The sequence below is a fragment of the Lentzea albidocapillata genome, assembly GCF_000719115.1.
Lineage (GTDB): Bacteria > Actinomycetota > Actinomycetes > Mycobacteriales > Pseudonocardiaceae > Lentzea > Lentzea albidocapillata.
The window spans coordinates 65,441-88,108 of the sequence record NZ_JOEA01000005.1 but is presented as its reverse complement, the minus strand read 5'-3'; the positions used below and the strand labels follow the sequence as shown (position 1 = coordinate 88,108).

At 70.6% G+C, this 22,668-nt stretch carries 24 protein-coding genes; 16 read left to right on the top strand and 8 right to left on the bottom strand.

Translation table 11 applies throughout. The features are described from left to right. The first annotated feature begins 34 nt into the window (after positions 1 to 34). The gene (locus IG04_RS0107570) at positions 35 to 1,042 is read left to right on the top strand and encodes a helix-turn-helix transcriptional regulator (protein ID WP_030475826.1); all 1,008 of its coding nucleotides are present in this window, start codon (positions 35 to 37) and stop codon (positions 1,040 to 1,042) included. A 43-nt stretch (positions 1,043 to 1,085) separates the two neighbouring features. Here the strand turns inward: IG04_RS0107570 and IG04_RS0107565 are convergent, their stop codons facing one another. The 4 genes from IG04_RS0107565 to IG04_RS0107550 all read right to left on the bottom strand — a co-directional run bounded on the left by IG04_RS0107565 (position 1,086) and on the right by IG04_RS0107550 (position 4,506). Then, positions 1,086 to 1,757: an AIM24 family protein gene (locus IG04_RS0107565; protein ID WP_030475825.1), complete on the bottom strand. Its 672-nt coding sequence runs from the start codon at positions 1,755 to 1,757 to the stop codon at positions 1,086 to 1,088. 103 nt (positions 1,758 to 1,860) lie between these two features. Continuing rightward, positions 1,861 to 2,961, bottom strand: a complete 1,101-nt coding sequence (locus tag IG04_RS0107560) for an endo-1,4-beta-xylanase (protein ID WP_030475824.1) — start codon at positions 2,959 to 2,961, stop codon at positions 1,861 to 1,863. Positions 2,962 to 3,297: 336 nt separating this feature from the next. Then, complete coding sequence (locus IG04_RS0107555; RefSeq protein ID WP_030475823.1) at positions 3,298 to 3,942, bottom strand: dihydrofolate reductase family protein; 645 nt, start codon at positions 3,940 to 3,942, stop codon at positions 3,298 to 3,300. 117 nt (positions 3,943 to 4,059) lie between these two features. Next, positions 4,060 to 4,506, bottom strand: coding sequence for a hypothetical protein (locus IG04_RS0107550; RefSeq protein WP_144065137.1), 447 nt, complete (start codon positions 4,504 to 4,506; stop codon positions 4,060 to 4,062). Between the two features lie 196 nt (positions 4,507 to 4,702). On the opposite strand from IG04_RS0107550, the gene IG04_RS0107545 reads away from it, so the two are divergent. Then, positions 4,703 to 5,566 carry a glycosyltransferase family 9 protein gene (locus IG04_RS0107545; RefSeq protein WP_051769168.1) on the top strand — a complete coding sequence of 288 codons (864 nt, stop codon included), beginning with the start codon at positions 4,703 to 4,705 and terminating at the stop codon, positions 5,564 to 5,566. Here IG04_RS0107545 and IG04_RS0107540 read toward each other — a convergent pair. Then, positions 5,538 to 6,875 (bottom strand): aldehyde dehydrogenase family protein, encoded by a 1,338-nt coding sequence (locus IG04_RS0107540; protein ID WP_030475820.1) that lies wholly within the window; start codon positions 6,873 to 6,875, stop codon positions 5,538 to 5,540. The genes IG04_RS0107545 and IG04_RS0107540 overlap by 29 nt on opposite strands. 44 nt (positions 6,876 to 6,919) lie before the next feature. On the opposite strand from IG04_RS0107540, the gene IG04_RS0107535 reads away from it, so the two are divergent. From IG04_RS0107535 to IG04_RS0107500, 8 genes are all read left to right on the top strand, one after another. Beyond that, positions 6,920 to 7,315 carry a ChaB family protein gene (locus tag IG04_RS0107535; protein ID WP_030475819.1) on the top strand — a complete coding sequence of 132 codons (396 nt, stop codon included), beginning with the start codon at positions 6,920 to 6,922 and terminating at the stop codon, positions 7,313 to 7,315. A 144-nt stretch (positions 7,316 to 7,459) separates the two neighbouring features. After that, complete coding sequence (locus tag IG04_RS0107530; protein WP_030475818.1) at positions 7,460 to 7,975, top strand: D-glycero-alpha-D-manno-heptose-1,7-bisphosphate 7-phosphatase; 516 nt, start codon at positions 7,460 to 7,462, stop codon at positions 7,973 to 7,975. After that, entirely contained in the window at positions 7,972 to 8,970 is a 999-nt protein-coding gene (locus IG04_RS0107525; RefSeq protein WP_030475817.1) for a glycosyltransferase family 9 protein, read from the top strand. The genes IG04_RS0107530 and IG04_RS0107525 overlap by 4 nt, the downstream gene beginning before the upstream one ends. Further along, the gene (locus tag IG04_RS0107520) at positions 8,967 to 9,827 is read left to right on the top strand and encodes a glycosyltransferase (protein ID WP_030475816.1); all 861 of its coding nucleotides are present in this window, start codon (positions 8,967 to 8,969) and stop codon (positions 9,825 to 9,827) included. Before IG04_RS0107525 ends, IG04_RS0107520 begins: the two co-directional genes overlap by 4 nt. 46 nt (positions 9,828 to 9,873) lie before the next feature. Beyond that, complete coding sequence (locus IG04_RS0107515; RefSeq protein ID WP_030475815.1) at positions 9,874 to 10,449, top strand: D-sedoheptulose-7-phosphate isomerase; 576 nt, start codon at positions 9,874 to 9,876, stop codon at positions 10,447 to 10,449. Next, positions 10,446 to 11,726, top strand: coding sequence for a D-glycero-beta-D-manno-heptose 1-phosphate adenylyltransferase (rfaE2, locus tag IG04_RS0107510; protein WP_030475814.1), 1,281 nt, complete (start codon positions 10,446 to 10,448; stop codon positions 11,724 to 11,726). Before IG04_RS0107515 ends, rfaE2 begins: the two co-directional genes overlap by 4 nt. Further along, positions 11,726 to 12,406, top strand: a complete 681-nt coding sequence (locus IG04_RS0107505) for an SDR family oxidoreductase (RefSeq protein WP_030475813.1) — start codon at positions 11,726 to 11,728, stop codon at positions 12,404 to 12,406. Before rfaE2 ends, IG04_RS0107505 begins: the two co-directional genes overlap by 1 nt. A 129-nt stretch (positions 12,407 to 12,535) precedes the next feature. Continuing rightward, complete coding sequence (locus IG04_RS0107500) at positions 12,536 to 13,261, top strand: GAF domain-containing protein (RefSeq protein ID WP_030475812.1); 726 nt, start codon at positions 12,536 to 12,538, stop codon at positions 13,259 to 13,261. On the opposite strand, the gene IG04_RS0107495 is transcribed toward IG04_RS0107500, so the two are convergent. Next, complete coding sequence (locus IG04_RS0107495; RefSeq protein ID WP_030475811.1) at positions 13,258 to 13,506, bottom strand: hypothetical protein; 249 nt, start codon at positions 13,504 to 13,506, stop codon at positions 13,258 to 13,260. The two genes, IG04_RS0107500 and IG04_RS0107495, sit on opposite strands and share 4 nt — an antisense overlap. Positions 13,507 to 13,651: 145 nt before the next feature. Here IG04_RS0107495 and IG04_RS0107490 point away from each other — a divergent pair, with 145 nt between their 5' ends. The 6 genes from IG04_RS0107490 (at position 13,652) to IG04_RS0107465 (ending at position 20,747) form a co-directional block, all read left to right on the top strand. Then, the gene (locus tag IG04_RS0107490; protein WP_051769166.1) at positions 13,652 to 14,557 is read left to right on the top strand and encodes an NAD-dependent epimerase/dehydratase family protein; all 906 of its coding nucleotides are present in this window, start codon (positions 13,652 to 13,654) and stop codon (positions 14,555 to 14,557) included. Next, positions 14,557 to 16,149 carry a carbamoyltransferase family protein gene (locus tag IG04_RS0107485; RefSeq protein ID WP_030475809.1) on the top strand — a complete coding sequence of 531 codons (1,593 nt, stop codon included), beginning with the start codon at positions 14,557 to 14,559 and terminating at the stop codon, positions 16,147 to 16,149. The genes IG04_RS0107490 and IG04_RS0107485 overlap by 1 nt, the downstream gene beginning before the upstream one ends. Next, a complete protein-coding gene (locus IG04_RS0107480) occupies positions 16,146 to 17,123 on the top strand; it encodes a glycosyltransferase family 2 protein (protein WP_063758231.1) in 978 nt (325 codons plus the stop codon). The genes IG04_RS0107485 and IG04_RS0107480 overlap by 4 nt, the downstream gene beginning before the upstream one ends. Then, on the top strand, positions 17,081 to 18,274 hold the full coding sequence (locus IG04_RS0107475) for a UDP-glucose dehydrogenase family protein (RefSeq protein ID WP_030475807.1): 1,194 nt from the start codon (positions 17,081 to 17,083) through the stop codon (positions 18,272 to 18,274). The genes IG04_RS0107480 and IG04_RS0107475 overlap by 43 nt, the downstream gene beginning before the upstream one ends. Positions 18,275 to 18,416: 142 nt before the next feature. Further along, positions 18,417 to 19,610 (top strand): glycosyltransferase, encoded by a 1,194-nt coding sequence (locus tag IG04_RS0107470; protein WP_030475806.1) that lies wholly within the window; start codon positions 18,417 to 18,419, stop codon positions 19,608 to 19,610. A 45-nt stretch (positions 19,611 to 19,655) separates the two neighbouring features. After that, positions 19,656 to 20,747 carry an Rv2629 family ribosome hibernation factor gene (locus IG04_RS0107465; RefSeq protein WP_144065136.1) on the top strand — a complete coding sequence of 364 codons (1,092 nt, stop codon included), beginning with the start codon at positions 19,656 to 19,658 and terminating at the stop codon, positions 20,745 to 20,747. Positions 20,748 to 20,774: 27 nt separating this feature from the next. Here IG04_RS0107465 and IG04_RS0107460 read toward each other — a convergent pair whose 3' ends face one another. Together IG04_RS0107460 and IG04_RS0107455 are read right to left on the bottom strand one after the other, a co-directional pair. Then, a complete protein-coding gene (locus IG04_RS0107460; protein WP_030475804.1) occupies positions 20,775 to 21,059 on the bottom strand; it encodes a hypothetical protein in 285 nt (94 codons plus the stop codon). Between the two features lie 41 nt (positions 21,060 to 21,100). Next, entirely contained in the window at positions 21,101 to 22,417 is a 1,317-nt protein-coding gene (locus IG04_RS0107455) for an MFS transporter (protein WP_084400800.1), read from the bottom strand. Positions 22,418 to 22,668: the final 251 nt, after the last annotated feature.

The window sequence follows — 22,668 nt, the reverse complement described above, 5'->3', positions numbered from 1 at the left end:
GGGAACGTCCGCTTCTCCTGCCAGACTGAGAACCATGCCGACGGCTTCCTCGACGACCACCTCCGCGCGTCTGCTGGCGCTGCTGTCGATGCTGCAGGCACGCCGCGACTGGCCGGGAGGCCTGCTCGCCGAGCGCCTGGCCGTCAGCGAACGGACGGTGCGCCGTGACGTCGACAGACTGCGCGAGCTCGGTTACGTCGTGCACGCGGTCAAGGGACCCGACGGCGGTTATCGGCTCGAAGCCGGCAGTCAGATGCCGCCCATGTTGTTCGACGAGGAGCAGGCGATCGCGCTCGCCGTGGCGCTGCGGATCGCCGTGAGCGCGGGCGCCGGCATCGAGGAAGCCGCCGCACGGGCCCTGGTGACCGTGCGACAGGTGATGCCGTCCCGGCTACGCCGCCGCGTCGACGCCCTGGAGATCACCGCGGCCGGTGCAACGGCTCCTCAGGTGGACACCGGAGTGCTGCTCACCTTGAGCAGCGCCATCCGCAACCGTGAGGAACTGAGGTTCGACTACCACTCGCCGGGCCGTCCGGGCGACACGGAGCCGCAACCTCCTCGCCGCGTGCAGCCGCACCACCTCGTCGTCCGCGGCGGTCGCTGGTACCTGCTGGGGTGGAGCGACGAACGGCAGGACTGGCGCACCTACCGCGTGGACCGGATGGCGCCCCGCGTCCCCACCGGTCCCCGTTTCACCCGGCGCGAGGTGCCCGGCGGGGACGTCGCGGCGTTCCTGTCCGCTCGGTTCAAGGGCTCCAGCGGCGCCGACACCTGGCCTTGTCAGGGCGAGGTCGTTCTCGGCCTTCCGATGGCCGAGGTGGCGCTGTTCGCGGGAGACGGCACCGCCGAGGAGGTGGCTCCGGGCAGGACGAGGCTGATCGCCGGCTCCTGGTCCTGGGCTGCTCTCGCCGCCCTGCTGGCGCGCTTCGACGCCGAGATCGAGGTCGTCGGGCCGCCGGAGCTGCGCGACGCCTTCGCCGAACTGGCCGGGCGCGCGGCACGGGCGGCTGACCGGTCAGTGGAGGGGACCCGCGCCCGATGAGCGAGGCAGCCGAGGAGTACCCCCGGCTGCGTTCACCCGAGTGTCACTGCGCGGTCGGTACGGGGTGGCCCTCCGACGCCTGCACCACGACGATGCCCTGACCCGTCAACGCGAGCTGGTACGCCTCGCCGGAGCCGCGGCCGATGACGGCACCGAGCTTGGCCGTCTTGCGGATCGAGGACTGCAGCGAGGTGGACCACAGGACCGCGGACTGCATGTCGACGAACGTCGGCTGGTCCACGTTCAGCACGACCGGGGTGCCGTAGGCGGTGATGGCCAGCGCGCCGGTGCCCGTGAACGTGGTGTTGAACAGGCCGCCGCTGAGCATCGACGCGCCTTCGGTGCGGTTGATGTCCCACTTGAGCGTGCTGTCGAAGGCGAGCACGTTCTTGCCGTTGACGGTGACGCCCTCGTTCTCCAGGTACAGCACGAAGATCTCGTCGGCGTCCTGCGCGAGGAAGACGTCGCCGCTGCCCGACACCTTCATCAGCGACATGCCCTCACCGGTGAAGGCCTTCTTGAACAGCTTGCCGAGACCGCCGGCGCCTTCGTAGGCGAAGTCGACGTCACCCTGGTAGGCGACCATCGATCCCTGCTTGGCGAAGAAGAACCCGCCGCTGCCGGTGAGGTCCACCTTGAGCATGCGTTCGTTCTGCAGTTGGAAGCTTCCGGGCTCGACGGACCGCTCTTCGTGGTTGAACAGTGAGCTGCGCATGGTCAGATCATGCCGCAGGCGCGGTGAACGTGATCTTTGCCGGTAGCGTCCGGCACGGGCCCGCTCGCGTGGGCCCGTGCCGGCACGTTCTCCCGAACCGGCGTCAGGCGACGCGGCAGGAGACGCTGGGCCAGTTCCAGTTACCGCCGTGCATGATGGTGAAGCCGAACGAGTTGCCGCTGCCGTTGGGGCGTGCGGTCATCACGTTCGCGGACTCCCAGCTGGCGCTGGTGTTCCAGGTGGCGGTGATCCGCTGGGGCGAGCCGACGGTCACCGTGACGATCCAGTTGTCCGTGCCCGAGACGGTGACGTGGCCGTTGAAGCGGTCGTTCCACTTCTCGCCCTCGGAGTAGGTCGCGGTACAACCCCCGCCGCCGGGGTTGGACGTCGTGGTCGTGGTGGTCGGCGGGGTGGTGCCCGTGCCGTTGTTCAGGACGTTGAGGACCGAGGTGTAGGCGGCCTTCTTGTTGCCGTTGCCGTCGAACAGCAGCGGGGTGCCGGAAGCGCGCCAGGAGTCGGTGTCGCGGATGCCCCACACGGTGATGCCGGTGCACCGCGCCACGGCGAGACAGGCCTGGGTGACGCCCTGGTACTGCTGGGCCTGGGTGCTGCCGGAGCCTTCGATGTCGAGCTCGGTGATCTGCACGTCCACGCCGAGAGCGGCGAAGTTCTGCAGGGTGGTGTGGTAGTTGGACGGCACCGGGTTGTCGGCGAAGGCCTCGTTCACCACGTCCCAGGCGTAGATCTTGCCCCGGTAGTAGCTCGCGACCTGCGTGACGTGGTTCAGCATCGCGTTGCGCAGCGCGGAGCCGGACATGTTCTGCATCCAGCCGGGCTGCTGCGAGTGCCACGCCAGCGCGTGCCCGCGCACCCGCTTGCCCTGGTTGCGCGCCTGGTTCACGATCCTGTCGGCGTTGCCGTAGCTGAACTGGCCCTGGTTCGGCTCGGTCGCGTCCATCTTCATCTCGTTCTCGGCCGTGACCATGTCGAACTCACGGTTGAGAATCCCGGTGTAGGTCGAGTCACCGAGCTTGTTCGCGGCCACCGCGGTACCGAAGTAGCGGCCGCTCTGCTGAGCCGCCGCGCCGAGCGTGGAGGCGGCACCGCTGGCGGGTGAGGCCGAGAGGAGCGCGGCGCCCGCCGCGGCGAGGACGAGGGTGGACACGAGGGAGACCCGTGCGACTGACTTCACTGTCAGCGTCATGTTCGGCGCTTTCTGAGAGCACTCGCGAGAACGCGAGTGGAATGGGTTCGGGCGGTGCGGACTGCGCCGTGTCCACATCGCTCGATCTGAAACGCTGAACAGTATTAGCCGACGTCGTCCGACCTAACAAGATGTGCGTCGCTGCCCCCTGCGGCAGTGGTGCTGAACTGGAAGATCACTGCCGAGGGGGTGGACGCCTTTTCGAATGCGCGTCGAACGCGCAGGTGGATCGCCTGTTCGGCCGAGTGGAATTCGGCGCGATTTCGCACGTTGCGCGAGGTGTTTCGCCGACAATTGTGTGAAAGTTTCGAAACAAGTTTCGAAAGCGGCCTGGGATCACTTCCGCCAGAACAGGTGGTGGGTCACGCCGCTCGGGCTGGGCACGACGTCGAGGTGGAACCGGTCGAGCAGTTCGTCGGGCGACTTCCACAGCGGCACGCCGTGCCCGAGCTCGACCGGGGACACCGCGACGTGCAGGGTGTCGACGAGGTCGGCGTCGAGGAACGCCCGCACCGTGGTGGCGCCGCCGCCGATCCGGACGTCCTTGCCCTGCGCGGCCTCTTTCGCGAGCTTGAGCACGTCGGCCGGCTCTCCGCTCACGAAGTGGAACGTCGTGTCGGACAGGGTGAACGACGGCCGCTCGTGGTGGGTCAGCACGAAGACCGGGGTGTGGAACGGCGGCTCGTCACCCCACCAGCCCTGCCAGTCGTGGTCCTGCCACGGCCCGCGGTGCGGGCTGAACTTGTTGGCGCCCATGATCTCCGCACCGATGTTGTGCTTGAAGTCGCGGGTGAGGTAGTCGTCGAGGCCACGGCTGCCGCCGGGCTCGGTGCGGTTGGGCCAGCTCGCGGTGGCGCCCGCCCACGCGAACATGGTGCCGGGATCGGCGTGGCCGAACGGCCTTTCGAGGCTCTGGTCCTCGCCGGCACCGAACCCGTCACTCGACACGACGAAGTTCTGGACCTTCACCAGTTGGGTCATGGGGGCTTCCTTCCGTTCCTGGGTCGATGGTTGGACTGCGGCGGACGCGCCAACTCATCGGTCCAGGTCGGGAAACGTGTCAGACTTCCGAAGCTCGCCCGATCGTGTGGTCTTGGGCTACTCGTCGGGCTGGATGATCATCAGCCGGAACGTCGTCGACGGCGACTCGCGCCCGCACGTCTGCAACATGTGCCAGGCCAGGTTGCCGGGGCCGTTGTCGGCCTGCGGCAGTCGCTGCCTGCTGATGCCGAGGACGCCGTCCGGGCTGTTCCCGAGAACCTCCGGCGTGCCGACGAGCACCGCGATGCCGAACGCGAGCACGTCAGCGCGCAGGTCGTCGTCCAGGTCGTCGGTGAGCCCGATCTTGCACTGCGGCTCGTCGTTCTCGTCGGAACCGATGCCGACCAGGCCCGCGAGGCCCGCGCTGTGTGCCACGGGCACCTCGAACACGCGGATGTCCGTGCCCATCGCCAGTGCCATCAGTCTGGCTGTCGGTGTGGTGAGGAGCGGGTCGTTGATGGAGGCGCCGCCACTGCCTGCGGGGTCGTTCATGCGCTGGCTCATGATGCGTCAGATGGTACTGCGGACGGCGCCACCCCGTCGGGTGGCCGTGGTCCTGCCGGGGATCAGTCATCGTTGGAAGCGTTCCACACAACGGAAATCCACAATGGACAGACAAGTGCGCGGTGGCGTGATCCGGGTCCGCAGCTGCAGGTGTATCCGGACGCACGGCGGGTATGCGTCCCAGGGAGGTATACCGATGCGAATCCTGGTGCTGCGGGCACTCGGACTGGGCGACCTGCTCACCGCGGTTCCAGCGCTGCGCGGGCTGCGCCGGGCGTATCCCGACGCCGAGATCACGCTCGCCGCGCCCGGCTGGCTGACCGATGCGGTGGCGAGGATCGAGGCCGTCGACCGGCTGCTGCCGACCGACGGCCTCACGCACATCGGGTACGACCGCCCCGATCTCGCCGTCAACCTGCACGGACGCGGACCGCAGAGCGTCGACCGGCTGATGGCCACGCGGCCGCGGCTGCTGATCACCCACGACGAGTGGCCGGAGGATCGGCACGAGGTGCTGAGGTGGTGCGACCTCCTGGAACAGCACGGAATTCCGTGCGACGCCGACGATCTGCGGCTGCTTCCGCCCGGACCGCGAACCGAGCGGATCGTGGTTCATCCGGGCGCGAGCCACGGCGCGCGCAGGTGGCCGGTAGAGAGGTTCGCCGCGGTGGTGCGAGAACTGGACGGCCACGACGTCGTGGTGACGGCCAGCCCGCCCGAACTCGAAGCGGCGCGCCGGGTCGTGCCCGAACCCGTGTGCGGCGGCCTCGCCCAGTTGCTCGACCTCGTCGCCACGGCCGGGCTCGTGATCTGCGGCGACACCGGGGTTGCGCACGTCGCGACGGCCTACGGCACGCCGTCCGTCCTGCTGTTCGGGCCGATGTCGCCGAGCCTGTGGGGTCCGCGGACCGGGCCGCACCACGTGCTGTGGCACGGCGGAACGGGCGACACGTTCTCCTCCGAGCCGGATCCCGGTCTGCTGCGGATCACCGTGGACGAGGTCCTGGCCGCGGTGGAGGACTTCCAGCCGGTCACGGCAGGCCGAGGTGCACGACCTTGACGGTGGTCATCTCGTCGAGCAGTTCGGGCCCGTAGCCGAAACCGGTGCCGGACGCGCCGCGAGGCTGAGCCGCGCCGCCGGGAGCGCCGCCGAACACGGCGTTCACCTTCACTGTCCCGACCGGCAGCGCACGCCAGGCCTTCTGCGCGTTCTCCATCGACCGGGTCAGCACCGTCGCCGCCAGGCCGTACTCGCCGGAGCACGCCTCGCGCAGGCCTTCGTCGAACGACGGCACCACGCACACCGGCGCCACCGGGCCGAACGTCTCCTCGCGCATGATCCGCATGTCCGGCGTGCAGCCGGTCAGCACGGTGGCCGGGTAGTACGCGCCCGGGCCGGCCGGGATCTCGCCACCGATCAGTGCCCGCGCGCCCGCATCGAGGGCTTCGGCGACCTGGGCGTGCACGAACTCGCGATGCCTGTTGTCCACCAACGGTTGTGCGTCGGCTGTCCACTCCTTAGCGCGAGCGCACAGCGCGTCGGTGAACGCCTCGGCGACGTCCTGATGCACGTAGATCCGTTCCACCGACGTGCAGAGCTGGCCCGCGTTGGTGAACGCCCCGAGCGCCGCCTGCTCGGCCGCCCGGTCCGGATCGACGTCCGCGTCGACGAGCAGCGGGTCGTTGCCCCCGTTCTCCAGCAACAACTTCGCCCGCGACGCCTGAGCGATGTCACGTCCTGTCGTGGTGCTGCCGACGTGCGCGACGAGGTCGACGTTCTCGCGCACGAGCTGCGCGCCCGTCGCTCCGTCACCGATCAACGTTTGCAGCACGTCCGCCGGAAAGTGCGGCCGCAGCACCGTGTCGAGCAACATGCCGGTGTGCGGGCAGCGTTCGCTCGGCTTGTGCAGCACGGCGTTCCCCGTGACCAGCGCCGCGCCGAGCAGCCCGCACGTGACGGCCACCGGGTCGTTCCACGGTGTGAGTGCCACGACGACACCGCGCGGTTCCGGAATCATGAAGTCCACGGCCGAACCGAGCAGCGACCGCCCGCGGTGGACCGGGCCGAGCTCGGCGTACTGCTCCAGCGTGGACGCGCCCGCGAGCACACCTTCCCGTGCCGACGCGAACGGCCTGCCCGTCTCGGTCTGCACCACGATCGCCAGGTCACCGGCCCGCACCCGGAGGTCCGCGGCGGCCGCCTTCACCGCCGCACCGCGTTCGGCCGCGGGCGTGGCGGCCCACGCGGCCTGCGCTTTCCGGGCGGCCGCCACCGCTGTCTCCGTCTCGGACTCGGACGCGGCCGGGAGCCAGCCGACCAGCTGACCGTCGAGTGGGCTGTGGACGTCGATGGCGTGGGTGGCGGTCATGCGAGACGGGTACCCGGACGTCCCGGTCGAAACATGGAGGAAGCATGCCCGGACGAGAGGAACTCCCCAGCACGGTGGCGCGGTCGTCGCGGAAGGCGCAACGCACCTGGATCAAGGCCCACGACTCGGCCGTGGAGACCTACGGAGAGGGCGAACGTGCGCACCGCACGGCGTTCTCCGCGCTGAAGCACTCGTTCGAGAAGGTCGGCGACCATTGGGAAGCCAAGGACGGAAAAGGACCTTCCGACCCTCAGGCGGCCAGGAGCACGCCGGCGCAGGGCGAGACCGCCGGTGGTGTGGACGCGAACGCGAGCAAGCAACACCTGTACGACGTCGCGAAGCGGCTGAAGGTCGACGGCCGGTCCCGGATGACCAAGGACGAGCTGGTCGAGGCGATCGCCAGGGCGAACGACCGCGCGACGGCGGCCGCTCGTTCCTGAGAACGGAGAAGTGATGCGCCGGGCGCCTATTCGCGCAGGTGCCCGGGCCGGCGCCCCGGCGCTTCTCGGGGTTCGCCCAACCAGAACTGGTTACTCGTTCTGAACACAGCGTTTCAAGCCGCTTTTCCCGGCTAAATCTCCTCTATGGATCGGACCATCGAGGCGGTGCTCTTCGACCGCGACGGCACGCTTGTCCGTGATGTGCCGTACAACGGCGACCCGGCTCGCGTGGAGCCGATGCCCGGCGCTCGCGAAGCGATCATGGACCTGCGCGCACACGGACTGCGCACCGGAGTGGTGAGCAACCAGTCCGGAATCGGCAGGGGACTGCTGACCGAAGGCCAGGTGCGCGCGGTCAACGCCCGCGTTGAGGAGTTGCTCGGACGGTTCGGCACGTGGCAGATCTGCCCGCACCACCCGGATGACGGTTGTGCGTGCCGCAAACCCGCGCCTGGCCTGGTGTTCGCGGCGTGCGAGGCGCTCGGCGTGAGTCCGGAACGCACGGTGGTCGTCGGGGACATAGAGGCCGACGTGGTGGCCGCGCGCAACGCGGGCGCGACGTCCGTGCTGATCCCCACGGAGGTGACCCGGCCGGACGAGGTCGAACGCGCGCCGCGCACGGCCGCGGATCTGCGTGCCGCTGTGGGGATGATCCTGTGAGGACATTGGTGGTGCGGCTGGACAGTGACGGCGACGTGCTGCTCTCGGGTCCGGCGATCCGCGCGGCGGCCGGGGCCGGTGAGGTGGTCCTGCTCTGCGGGCCCGCCGGAGTGCGGGCGGCCGGACTGCTGCCCGGCGTCAACCGGATCATCGAGTGGGAATGTCCGTGGATCGTCAACCCGGCTCGCGAGATCCGGCCGATCGACATCGAGGCCGTGGTCGCACTGGTGCACGGGATCCGGGCCGACGTGGCGCTGGTGCTGACGTCGTTCCACCAGAGCCCGTTGCCGCTGGCGCTGTTGCTGCGGCTCGCCGGGGTGCCGAAGATCGTGGCGCGCTCGACCGACTACCCGGGCTCGCTGCTCGACGTGCGGCTGACCGGCGATCCCGATGTGCCCGAGGCCGAACGGGCGTTGCAGGTCGCGCGCGCGGCCGGGTTCGAGCTACCGCCGGGCGACGACGGCGGGCTTGCCGTGCTCGATCCGCCCAGCGCGGAACTGGTGCATGCGGAACTGAGCCACCCGTACGTGGTGGTGCACCCAGGTGCGACGGCGCCCGCCCGTACCTGGTCGCCCGACCGGTGGGCGAAGGCCGTGGTCGCGCTGAACGCGGCAGGTCATCGCGTGGTCGTGACCGGCGGACCGGCGGAAGCCGGTCTGACCGCGCACGTCGCCGGCGCGTGCGGGACAGATCTGGGCGGGCGCACCACCTTCCGCGAGCTGAGTGGCGTGCTGGCCGGTGCCGAGGCGGTCGTCGCCGGCAACACCGGCCCGGCCCACCTCGCGGTCGCGGTCGGCACGCCGGTCGTGTCGTTGTTCGCCCCGGTCGTGCCCGCGGCCCGATGGGCGCCGCACGGAAAGCATGTCCTGCTCGGCGACCAGCACGCGCCGTGCCGGGACAGCCGTGCCCGTGAATGTCCGGTACCCGGCCACCCCTGTCTCGACCTCGTGGAACCCGCCGAGGTCGTCGCAGCCGTCGCGAAGGTGACCCGATGAGGATCCTGCTCTGGCACGTGCACGGTTCCTGGACGAACTCCTTCGTCCAGGGCGACCACGACTATCTGATAGTCGGCCCTCCTGACGGCATCGGGCTCGCCGGACGTCCTTGGCGCGCGACCGAAACGGCTCTGTCCGAAGTGGACGCCGACGTCGCGGTGGTGCAGCGGCCTGAGGAACTCGGCCGGGTACCGCCCGGCGTTCCGGTGGTGTACCTGGAACACAACACGCCGAGCGCGCCGGGACAGAGGCATCCGATGGCGGACTGGGACGGGCCACTGGTGCACGTCACGCACTTCAACGACCTGATGTGGGACTGCGGATCCACCCGGACGATCGTCGTCGAGCACGGCGTGGCCGACCCCGGCCCGCTCTACACCGGTGAGCTCGCCCGCGCGGCCGCGGTCGTCAACGACCCCGTCCGGCGCGGCCGGATCGTCGGCACCGACCTGCTGCCGCGGTTCGACCCGATCGACGTGTTCGGGATGAACACCGAACCGATCGGTGGCCTGGGCGACCACGAACTCGGCTCGCTGCACCGGGAACTGGCTCGGCGCCGCGTGTACGTCCATCCCGTGCGCTGGACGTCACTGGGGTTGTCGCTCATCGAGGCGATGCACATCGGCATGCCGGTCGTCGCGCTCGCGTGCACCGAGGTCGTGCGCGCGGTGCCCGAGGACGCCGGCACGGTCTCCACGGACGTGGAGGAACTGGTGCGCGCGACGCGGGAGCTGATCGCGGATCCCGCGCTGGCGCAGGAGAAAGGGAAGAGGGCGCGCGAGTTCGCGTTGGCCCGGTACGGACTCGATGCGTTCCTGCGGAACTGGGACGACGTGGTGGAGGAGGTGGCCGGATGAGGATCGCGATGATCTCCGAGCATGCCAGCCCGCTGGCGGTGGCACGATGAGCGTGGAGAAGCACCTGAACGGACTGGCCGGCACGCTGACCGCCCTGCGGGACCAGGCGCCACGGCTCACCCGCTGGGGAAGCACGCTCGCCCGCAGGCTCACCGAGGGCGGCAGGCTGCTCGCCGCGGGCAACGGCGGGTCCGCCGCCGAGGCACAGCACCTGACGGCAGAGCTCGTCGGCCGCTACCGGCACGACCGCGCGCCGTTCTCGGCGCTGGCGTTGTGTTCCGAGACGTCGAGCGTCACCGCGATCGCCAACGACTACGGCTACGACCAGGTCTTCGCCCGGCAGATCGCGGCGCACGCGCGGCCACGGGACATCGTCGTGCTGCTGTCCACCAGTGGCCGCAGCGCGAACCTGCTGGAAGGCGCCCGCGCGGCCCGGAAGGTCGGAGCGCAGGTCTGGGCGCTGACCGGCCCGGCACCGAACCCGCTGGCCGAGCTGGCGGACGACGTCCTGGACCTGCCCGGCGACCCGTGTCACGTGCAGGAGGCGCAGCTCGTCGCGGTCCACGCCCTGTGTGAGGCCTTCGAGGCCGCCCTGCCCGCGACCCTGCGGAGGGTCTCATGAGGCTGGTGGTGGTCGGCGACTCGCTGCTGGACGTCGACGTGGAGGGCACAGCCGAGCGGCTGTGCCCGGACGCGCCCGCTCCCGTCCTCGACGTGTCCGCCGAACGGGCCAGACCAGGAGGCGCCGCGCTGGCGGCGACGATGGCGTCGCGCGACGGCGTGGACGTGACGCTGGTCAGCGCGCTGGCCGACGACGAGGACGGGCACCGGATCCGTTCACTGCTGGACGTGCCCGGTGTGTTCGGGCCTTCCGGCGCGCCCACGTCGGTGAAGACGCGCCTGCGTTGCGGAGGAATCTCGTTGGCCCGTATAGACCGCGGTGGTGGACCTGGGGAGCCCAAGGCCACCGACGAGATGCTCGACGCGGTGCTGTCCGCCGACTTCGTGCTGGCGTCCGACTACGGCCGCGGACTTCTCCGCGACGAACGGTTGCGGGCGGTGCTCACCCGCGTTCCCGTGGTGTGGGACCCGCATCCCCGTGGTCCGGCGCCGGTGCCCGATGCCCGGCTGGTGACACCGAACCTCGCCGAGGCCACGGCGTTCAGCGGCCACGCCGACCCGTTCGAGGCGGCGGAGGAACTGTTGTCGCAGTGGCGTTCGCGTGCGGTGGTGGTGACGCGGGGCTCCGGCGGTGCTTTGCTCCACTGTGGAGGGACGCCCGTCGCGGTGCCCGCGCCGAAGGTGTCCGTGCTCGACCCCTGCGGGGCGGGGGACAGGTTCGCGGCGACGGCGGCGGCGCGGCTGGCCGCGGGTGCTACACCTGATGAGGCCGTAGCGGATGCCGTTCTCTCGGCCGCGCGGTTCCTGGCCGACGGCGGTGTCTCGGGTATGGCCGGTGCGCCTCTGTCCACTGTGGACGCGGTGCGCGCTCGCGGTGGGGTGGTGGTGGCCACGGGCGGGTGCTTCGACGTGCTCCACGCCGGTCATGTCCGCATGCTGCGGGCAGCACGGGAGCTCGGCGACTGCCTTGTGGTGTGTCTCAACTCCGACGCGTCGGTGAGCAGGCTGAAAGGACCGGAGCGCCCGGTGAACCGGCAGGCCGACCGCGTGGAGGTGTTGCGCGCGTTGGGTTGCGTGGACGAGGTGGTGGTGTTCCCCGAGGACACACCGGAACGCGTCCTGCGCGACCTGCGGCCGGACGTGTGGGTGAAGGGCGGTGACTACACCGCGGAGCTGTTGCCGGAGACGGCTGTGGTGCGGCACTGGGGCGGCCGGACGGTCATCGTCCCGTACCACCGCGGCCGTTCGACGACCGAGATCCTGTCGAGGAGGGCTTGATGCTGGGTGACGTGCTGGTGACCGGAGGTGCGTCCGGACTGGGTGCGGCGGTGGTCGACGCCGTGCACGAGGCGGGCGGACGGCCCCTCGTGCTGGACAAAGCGGCGCCGTCGGCACCGCACGTGGCGGACTTCGAGTCGGTCGACCTGTCGGACACCGACGCCGCCGAACGGGCCGTGCGGGACCTGGTCTCCCGCAACGGCGGCCTGAGCGCCGTGGTGACCGCCGCGGGTGTGGACAGGTGCGGACGCCTCGACGAGGTGCCCACGGCGGAGTGGGAACACGTCGTGCGGGTGAACCTGTTCGGCACGGTCGCGGTCGTGCGCGCCGCGTTGCCGTACCTGGAGAACGGCCGGGTGGTGACCATCGCGTCCACCCTCGGGCTGCGCGCGGTCAGCGACGCCACGGCGTACTGCGCGTCGAAGTTCGGTGTTGTCGGCTTCACCCGCGCGCTGGCGGCCGAGACGGCCGGCCGGACCGGCGTGACGCTGGTCGTTCCCGGCGGCATGCGCACCCACTTCTTCGACGACCGCGACGAACAGTACAAACCGGCGGACACGGCGAAGCTGAACCCGCCGGACCGGGTGGCGGCCGCGATCATGTTCGCGTTGAGCCGGCCGGCGGGCTGTGAGGTGCGCGAACTCGTCGTGGCCCACGCGGAGGAACCGTCCTGGCCTTAGGCCGTTCTCGTCGGGGCGTTCGGTGCCGGACGTGGCGCGTGACCTGCTGGAGCGGCGCATTCCGCTGGACCGGCCGGCGGACTGACTGTGCCGCGAGCACCGGGCGTTGGCGGGTCGTATGCTGCGGGCGTGCCTCAGGTCCAGGAACAGGTCGCCGTCACGTTGAACGAGCTCACGGCGAGCCTGGTCGGCCCTCACGACGCCGAGTCGGTCCTGCGCCTGGTCACCGCCGCCTGCGAGAGCCTGCTGTCCGCGTCCGCGGCCGGGGTGCTGCTGGCCGATCCGCGCGGCGGGTTGAGCGTGGTGGCGGCCTCCGACGAGCGGGCGCGGTTCCTGGAGTTGCTGCAGAGCCAGATCGACGAGGGCCCGTGCGTGGACAGCGTGCGTGACAACGCGATGATCGCCTGTCCGGACCTGGAAGAAGGCGCTGGCCGCTGGCCGGCTTTTGCCCGTGCCGCACTCGATGCCGGGTTCCGCGCGGTGCACGCCGTGCCGATGCGTCTGGCCGGAGGCGCGGTCGGTGGCCTCAACGTGTTCTACGCGGCCGTCACCCCGTGGCAGGAGTGGGAGCAACGGCTCGGTCAGGTGCTCGCTGACCTGGCGGTACTGGGCCTGTCACAGGACGACGACCCGGCACGCACACACCGCCTCGCCGGGCAGACCCTGACCGCGCTGAACGACCGCGTGCTGCTCGCGCACGCCATCGGCATGGTCGCCGGCGCCCTCGACACCAGCACGGACGAGGCCCGCAGCCTCATCTTCGGCTACGCCGCCACGCAGCGGAGCCCCGTCCGCGACGTGGCCCGCCGGCTCACCGGCGGAAACCTCGAAGCGGCGGCGTTGCAGGCGGCTTAGTCGTCCCAGTCCGGGTCCGCGCGTCGCTCGGCTGCCGCGTCCACGACCGCGTTGACCCGCGCGACCTCCGCCTCGCGTTCGGCGTCGCTGCGACGGTCGCAGAACCACGCCGCCACGTCGTCCCGGTCACCACTCCAGGCCCGCACGACGCCGATGGCTTCGTGCAGTGCCGCCCGCCTCGTGACCGCGTCGACGAGGCGCTGTGCCGCGGCGGCATCGCCGGAACCGCGGCTGGGTGAGGTCATGCGCCCAGCCTCCTCCTCATCACCGGGAATGGCGACCCTGTGCCGCGCCCGCGGCAACCCGATCCTTGCGGTAGCGCGGAGATCGGCAGGTCGCCTACTTTTCCGGAAGCGGTGTAGGGAGCGTTTCGCCGGGTAGCTCATTGCCATGGCAGAGCGTGCTGTGGTGACCGGAGGTGCGGGCTTTCTCGGTTCGCACCTGTGTGATGCCCTTGTGGCGCGCGGCATGCGGGTGACCTGTGTGGACGACTTCAGCACGGGAGAGCCCGCGAACGTGCCGCGCGGCGTCGACCTCATGCACGTCGACGTGCGCGAACCGTTCCGGTTGCCGCCCAGCGAGCTGGTGCTGCACTTCGCGTGTCCCGCGTCGCCGTCGGCCTACCTGGCGTCACCGGTCGGCACGCTCGAGACGGGCGGGTTCGGCACCCACCACGTGCTGGAGGAGGCCAGACGGCACGGCGCACGGGTGGTCGTCGCGTCCACCAGCGAGGTGTACGGCGATCCGCTGGAGCACCCGCAGCGCGAAACCTATTGGGGCAACGTCAATCCGATCGGGCCGCGCAGCGTGTACGACGAGGCGAAGCGGTTCGGTGAGGCGCTCGCGTTCGCGTACCGGCGGGAGCATGGGCTCGACGTCGGCGTGGTCAGGATCTTCAACACCTACGGGCCGCGGATGAAGTCGAGTGACGGTCGCATGTTGCCCACGTTCTTCGCGCAGGCCCGCAAGAACGAGCCGTTGACCGTGCACGGTGACGGCACGCAGACGCGGTCGCTTTGCCACGTCTCCGATCTCGTGCGCGGCGTGCTGGCCATGGCGGACAGCGACGAGGCTGGGCCCGTCAACCTCGGCAACCCCGAGGAGGTCACGGTGCTGGAGGTCGCCAAGCAGGTCATCGAGGTGACCGGCGGCGACTCCGAGATCGTGCACGTCGGTGCGATGACCGACGACCCCCGGCGACGCAGGCCGGACGTCACCAGAGCACGGGAGCTGCTCGGCTGGGAGCCGGAGATCCCGCTGGAACAAGGACTTCGACTGATGGCGAGGGAGGCGTGATGCGGGTTCTGGGCATCAACGCGATTTTTCACGACCCCGCGGCCGCCCTCGTGATCGGCGGGCACACGGTCGCGGCCGCCGAGGAGGAACGGTTCTCCCGGCGCAAGCACGGCAAGCGGCCGGTCCCGTTCTCGGCGTGGGAGCTGCCGGAGATGGCGGCGAGGTGGTGCCTGGAGGAGGCCGGGCTCACGCCGGCCGATCTCGACGCCGTCGCGTACTCCTACGATCCGGCGCTCGCGGAGGACGACACCGCGCCGTGGGAGGCGCTGCGCACCGAATACGCCCGGCGGGCACCGCAGTTCCTGGCCACCGCGTTGCCCGGCCTGGACCCGGAGATCGTGCGGTTCGTGCCGCACCACGCCGCGCACGCGGCCTCGACCGGGCTCGCGGCACCCTTCGGCGGGAACTGCGCGGTGCTGGTGGCGGACGGGCGCGGAGAGTGCGGCTCCTACCTGGCCGGGCGGTACGAGGACCAGGCACTGGTCAGGCTCGCCGAGCAACGGCTGCCGCACTCGCTCGGCCTGCTCTACGAGGACCTGACCGAGCACCTCGGTTTCCTGCGGTCCAGCGACGAGTACAAGGTCATGGCACTCGCCTCGCACGCCGAACCGGTGCATCTGGACCTCATGCGCGAGCACATCACCACTGTCGGCGGTGGCTTCCGGATCGTGCCGATCGAGTGGAACACCCTGGCCAAGGCGCCGGACGGCGAACTGCTGCAGGAACACGCCGAACTCGCCGCCAGCGTGCAGCGCAGGCTGGAGGAAGTGCTGCTGGAGCTCACCACGTGGCTGCACGAGCAGACCGGTGAACGCAGGCTGGCGATGGCGGGCGGGGTGGCGCTGAACTGCGTCGCTAACACGCGGATCTTCGCCGAGGGACCGTTCGACGACGTGTGGGTGCAGCCGGCGGCCGGTGACTCGGGCACCGCGCTCGGAGCGGCGCTGCACGTGGCGTCGGGTGAGCCGCTGGCGCCGATGCCGGGCGCGGACCTCGGCCGGAGCTGGAGCGACGACGAGATCGAGCAGGTGCTGAAGACGGCGAAGGTCGTGTACGAGAAGCCGGCGGACCTGGCCGCGGTGGTGGCGCGGGCGCTGGCGGACGACAAGATCGTCGCGTGGTTCCAGGGGCGGTCGGAGTACGGGCCACGCGCGCTGGGCCGCCGGTCGCTGCTCGCGAACCCCTGCTTCGCGGCGAACCTGGAACGGATGAACGACGTCAAGGGCCGCGAGCAGTTCCGGCCGATCGCGCCGATGGTGCTGGAGAACCGGGCACACGAGCTGTTCGAGCGCGGACCGGTTCCCAGTCCCTACATGCTCTTCGTGCACGACGTCCGTCCTGAGTGGAGGGACCGCATCCCGGCCGTGGTGCACGTGGACGGCACCGCCCGTGCGCAGACCGTGGCGGACGACCCGCTGCTGGAACTGGTGCTGGAGGACTTCGACCGCCGCACGGGCGTGCCGGTCGTGGTCAACACCAGCCTCAACACGGCAGGGCGGCCGATGGTCGACTCCCCGCGGGACGCGCTGGAGTGCTTCGGCTCCTCGCCCATCGACCTGCTCGCGATCGGCCCGTTCGTGGTGCGGCGATGACCGGCTACACGGTCGTCATTCCCACGGTCGGCCGCGAGAGCCTCGACGTCGTGGTGAACGCGGTCAGGCACGGTGACGGGCCGCCGCCGGACGAGATCATCGTGGTGTGCGACCGGTTCGGCCGCGGACCGGCGGCCGCGCGCAACGCCGGGTGGCAGCGGGCCATCAGCGAGTGGGTGGTCTTCCTCGACGACGACGTGCTGCCGCCACCGGACTGGAAACGACGACTCGTCCAGGACCTCGTCGCGGTGGACGACGACGTGGCGGCCAGTCAGGCACGCATCGAGGTGCCGCTGCCACCGGACCGCAGGCCCACCGACTGGGAGCGCAACACCTCCGGCCTCGCCGGCGCGAAGTGGATCACCGCCGACATGGCCTACCGGCGGTCCGTGCTGCTGGAGACGGGCGGGTTCGACGAACGTTTTCCCAGGGCCTACCGGGAGGACGCCGACCTCGCGTTGCGGGTGATCGACCGCGGGTACCGGATCGTGCTCGGTGACCGGGTCACCACCCATCCCGTGCGGCGCACCGGTTTCCTCACCAGCGTGAAGCAGCAGCGCGGGAACGCCGACGACGCGTTGATGCGCAAGCTGCACGGTCCACAATGGCGGGAGAAGATCGGCGGGCATCGCGGCAGGTTGCGCGAACACGCGGTCACCACCGGCCTCGCGGTCGCGGCTGTCCTTTGTGGACTTTGTGGGAACAGGCGTGCCGCGGCCGTCGCGGCACTCGGCTGGGCCGCCATGACAGCGCGGTTCGCGGCACAGCGCATCGCTCCAGGGCCTCGTACGGCACCGGAGGTCGTGCGGATGATCGTGACGAGTGCCGCCATCCCACCGGCCGCCTGTCTGCACCGGGCCAGGGGCGAGCTCCAGGTGCGGGTGGCCCAGAACGACGAGCAAGCCCCACGAGACATGTCGGGAGGGCGAACGTGCATCGAATCGGTGTCGTTGGTGCCGGGTACGTCGGCCTGACCACGGCGGCCTGCCTGGCGCACCTGGGCCACGACGTCGTCTGCGCGGACGTGGACGAGGCGAAGGTCGAGCGGTTGCGGCGCAACGAGGTCGACCTGGTCGAACCTGGGCTCGCAGAGCTGCTGGAGCAGCATGAAATCGAGTTCACCACGGTGTTTCCGCATGAGGTGGACTTCCTGTTCGTCTGCGTTCCCACACCGGCGGGGGAGCACGGTGAAGCCGATCTCACCGCCGTGCACGACGTCGTCGCGCAGGTGCGGGAGGACACCGTGCTGGTGCTGAAGTCGACGGTTCCCGTCGGCACCGCGCAGGGCATCGCGCACCGGCCGACCGTGTCGAACCCGGAGTTCCTGCGGGAAGGCCACGCGGTCGAGGACTTCCTGCGGCCGCAACGGGTGGTGGTCGGTTCGGCCGACCGGGAGGCGGCGAGACGGGTTGCCGCGCTCTACGGCGACGTACCGGTCGTGCTCACCGACAACACCACGGCCGAGCTGATCAAGTACGCCTGCAACAGCTTCCTCGCGGTGAAGCTGTCCTTCGTCAACACCCTCGCCGAGCTGTGCGAACAGGTCGGCGCGGACATCGACGGCGTCACCGAGGGCATGCGCCTGGACGAACGCATCGGCGCCGCGTTCCTGCGGCCCGGCCCCGGCTGGGGCGGCTCCTGCCTGCCCAAGGACACCCGCGCGTTGCTCACCACGGCGCGGGACCAGGACGTCGAGTTCGCGACCCTGCGCGCCGCCGTCGACACCAACGACCACCAGGTCCGCCGCATCGCGCAGATGATCGAGGGCGACCGGATCGGACTGCTCGGCCTCACGTTCAAGGCGGGTACCAACGACCTGCGCGACTCGCCGGCGCTCGCGATAGCGCGGCTGCTGGTCGGGGAGGTCAGTGCCTACGACCCGGCGATCAGCCACGACATCGATGGCATCACCGTCGTCGGCACACCGGAGGAACTGGCGGACGGCCGCGACGTGCTGGTCGTGCTCACCGAGTGGCCGGAGTTCGCCGAGCTCGACTGGCCCGCGCTCGCGGACCGGATGACGACCCCGGTGCTGGTCGACACCCGAGGCGTCGTTCCCGCCGCCAAGGTCCGCGAGGCGGGCTTTCGACTGGTCAGCGTGGGACACCCGGACGGGCGGCATTGATCGTCGGACGAACACGGTGCGGTGACGCCGAGTAGCGCTTCGGTGAGTGGTGTTTCGAACCGCTTCTGACGGATAAATCTCCTCTATGGACCGGACTTCCCCTCTCTCGGACGGGGATCGGCTGTGCGACGGAGGTGAGGGCATGAGGATCGCGATGGTGTCCGAGCACGCAAGCCCACTGGCGGAGCTGGGCGAGGTCGACGCCGGTGGGCAGAACGTGCACGTGGCCGCGCTGTCGGAAGCCTTGGTGGCGCGGGGACACGAGGTCGTGGTCTACACGCGGCGTGACAACCGCAAGCTCCCTGCACGGATGCGCGCGAAGGCCGGCTACGAGGTGGTGCACGTACCCGCCGGACCGGCCGAGTACATGCCCAAGGACGAACTCCTGCCGTTCATGGGGGAGTTCGCCCGCTTTCTGGCCGCGGACTGGTGTGCCGCGCCGCCCGACGTCGTGCACGCGCACTTCTGGATGTCCGGCTTCGCCGCCGTGATGGCGGCGCGCGACCTCGACGTGCCGGTGGTGCAGACGTTCCACGCGCTCGGCACCGTGAAACGCCGCTACCAGCACGAGGCGGACACCAGTCCTCCCCAGCGGATCCCGATCGAGCGGATCATCGGCAAGAAAGCCGATCTGATCGCCGCGACCTGCGACGACGAGGTGAACGAGCTGGTGAGCATGGGAATCCGGCGTACCCGCACCGCCGTCGTGCCGTGCGGCGTCGACCCGGAGCTGTTCCACCCCGCCCCGGCCTCTCCCCGCCCGCGGCGGATCGTGTCGGTCGGCAGGCTGGTGCCGCGCAAGGGTTTCGAAGACCTGATCACCGCCCTGCAGACCGTGCCGGACGCCGAGTTGCTGATCGCGGGTGGCCCGCCCACCCGCAAGCTGCGAACGGACCGGGAGGCGCAGCGGTTGCTCGCGCACGCGGAGGCCCTCGGGGTCCGCGACCGGGTCCGGCTGGTCGGACAGGTGGCCCGCAAGGACATGCCCGACTTCCTGCGCTCGGCGGACGTCGTCGCCTGCGTACCGTGGTACGAGCCGTTCGGCATCGTGCCGCTGGAGGCGATGGCGTGCGGCCTGCCGGTGATCGCTTCCGCGGTCGGCGGGCTCCTCGACACCGTGGTCGACGGCATCACCGGGAAGCTGGTGCCCCCGCGAGATCCGAAACGGCTCGCGAAGGAGCTGCGGGCGTTGCTCGCGGACCGCTCCCGGCGCAACGTCTACGGCACCGCCGGGGCCGACCGGGTCTCCGCCTGCTACACCTGGGGCGAGGTCGCGCGCAGGACCGAACACCTGTACCTGCGCGTCGCCCGGCCATCGCTGGCGATGGTGCGGTGACCGCCGTGTAGATGTCGATTCACCGGGAACACCGGTTACATGGACATGTCGAAGTTGCGAGACGTAGCCACTGCCCCCGGTCCGTTCGCATCGGTCTACCTCGACGCGTCGCACGACACCGAGGACGCGGCCAAGATCGCCGATCTGCGCTGGCGGGGACTGCGGGACCAGCTGGCGGACCAGGGCGCACCGGAGAAGACACTGGCCGCGCTGGACAGGGCGGTGTCCGCGGCCGAGCCACCGGCCGGCAAGGCCGGGCGCGTGCTGATCGCGTCAGGTGCGTCCGTGCTGGTGGACCAGACGCTGCCGGTGCCGCCACCTGCCGACGTCACCCGCTACTCGTCGCTGCCGGACCTGCTGCCGCTCGCCTCCTACCTGCCGCCACCGGTGCCGCACGTCGTCGTGGTCGCCGACTCGTCCGGCGCCGACCTGCACTCGTTCGACGGACAGGTCGAACTGGTGCAGTCCGTGCGCGGCCGGCAGCACCCGCTGCACAAGGCCGGTGGCGGCGGATGGTCCCACCGGCGGATGCACCAGCGGGTGGAGGACACCGTCAAGCACAACGCGAAGCAGGTCGCCGACGAGGTCGAACGGCTGGTGGACGAGGTACGGGCCGAACTCGTGGTCCTCGGCGGTGAGGTGCAGGCGCGCAGTGCGGTGCGCACCGAGCTCGGACTCGACGACGACCTGGTCGTGGAGGTCGAGGGAACGGGACTGGCCGGGGGCACGGACGACGACGAGTTCGGCAACGCCGTGCGTGCTCTGGTCGCACAACGTCAGCAGCGGCGCGATGCCGACGTCGTCGAGCGGTTCCGTGCCGAACTCGGCCGGGACGGGCTCGCCGTCGAAGGCCTCGGGCGGGTCGCGGACGCGCTGCGCGAGGCCAACGTGGACACGCTCGTCGTCAACCCCGACGTGCTGGCGGACCAGCTGGTGTGGACGAGTGACCGGCCCGACCAGGTCGGGGCCGACGAGGCCGGCGTCCGTGAGTTCGCCGAGGAGCCGGTCGGCGTCGAGCGCAACCGCGCGGACGACGCGTTCACCCGCGCGGCGGCCGTGACCGGCGCGAACGTCGTTGCCGGCGACGACATCGAGGTGCTGCAGGGCGTCGGCGCCATCCTGCGCCACCGCCCGTAGTCGTCGTCAGACGAGGCTCGAAGAGCCTCACTCCGCACCCAGGCGGCGCCGCAGCTCGGGCAGGAACTCGGCGTCCTGACCGACCAGCGCCGCGGGATCCAGCTCGTGCGGGACAGCCGTGTTCGGCTCGCGGTCGAGCAGGTACCGGATGATCTCCTCGACCAGCGTGGGCCCGTCCGGTTCCTGCACCGCGAGATCGTCGAGAAAGCCTTGTGTCAGCACGACGTGATGAGTGGTCGTCTCCGTGCCTTCGTGCACTTCGGCGGCGTACTCGTTGTCGGCCATGGACGTGATGCGGACATCGGTGCTCATGGCGGCTGGCTACCCGTGACCAGCGGTCGGAAACGCCGCTGTCACCGTCCGTGTGCTTCGGCCTTGGACCTCGCCCGCACCCGAGCACGGCGGCGCGGGCGCGTGACCGGCGCGGGCTGGTGCGGATGTCCGGCCGGGTGCGCCACACCACGCCGCCGGTGCAGCACCCGGTGGGCGAACGCCGTTCGCCGCTGCGGGGACGCGCCGAAGAGCGAGGCCGCGCTCAGCGTCGCGAGCAACGTCACGGTGCCCGCCAGCACCAGCGTCGTGTCCGCCCCGATCCGCTCGCACAGCCAGCCGAGCAGGGGCGCGCCGACCGCACCCGCGGCGGCACCGGCGGAGCCGCTGATCGCGAGCATCCGGCCACGCATGCCGTCCTCGGAGTCGAGTTGCAGACGGGTGCTCATGGTCGTGTCGATCAGCACCGCCGCCGCGGCGATCGGCACGAGCACGACGGCGAACGCGACGGGGCTCGGCAGGAGGCCGCCGACCGCCTGGAGCAGGCTCGCCAGGGTCGCGGCCACGAGCAGGAGCCGCACGGACAGCGTGCGCCGGGCCGCCGCGAACAGCCCGCCCAGCACGGTGCCGATGGCGAACACCGACGAGAGCAGGCCGTACATCGCCGCGTCGGTGCTCATCGCCGCCATGGTGACCTGGTAGTTGCGGCCGAGGCAGGACAGGACGAACCCGAGTGTGACGAGCAACAGCAGTCGCCCGCTGCCGGTGACGTACCGCAGGCCCTCCCGCACGCCCGCCCGGCTGGGAGCGCTCGTGGCGAGGGGGTGGAACTCCGCACTGCGAATGGTCAGCACCGCGACGATGACGGCGACGAAGCTGACGCCGTTGAGCACGAACAACACCGGTGCGCCGACCAGCGCGACGAGCACCCCCGCCGTGCTCATCCCGAGGATCCGGCCGACCGAACTGATCACCGAGCCGAGCGCGACCGCGTTGGCGAGGCCGTCCCGCGGGACGATCTGGCTGCTCAGCCGGCCGAACGCGGGACCGTCGAACACGGTGACCAGCCCCGCCGCGAAGGTGAGCGCGTAGATCGGCGTCATCGGCAGCTCCGACCAGACGGCGAACGCGAGCATGCCCGCCAGCACAGCGTGCAGGGCCTGGCAGACGAGCACGATCCGGCGCACCGGGAACCGGTCGGCGAGCGCACCCGCCCACGGGCCGAGCAGAACGGCGGGCAGCGTGCTGAGCAGCACCGAGAACCCGACCGAGGTCACCGAGCCGGTGCGCTCGAGCACCACCCAGTTCACACCGATGACCTGCATCCACGAGCCCGTCACGGAGATCAGATCCGCGGCTGCCCAACGGCGGTAGTTCCGATGGCTCAGGGCGCGGAACATCGGCGGCATCGTTCGCCGCAATACACAACTCCTCGAACGGGGATTGGGCCAGACACGACACGGCCCGGACTTTGACGAGCCTACGTGCGGTCATGCCGGATCCATACGTGAGTTCCTTCACGCCGGGGGCGGCTGACGGAGGTTGTTTCCCGAGCGGTCCCAACAGATCCACAGTGGACGTCGGTTACTTACGCGGTGTCGGCACAACCGCGAATGCCCTGCGCGGTCCGGGGTACCTCCGTGGTGTCGGC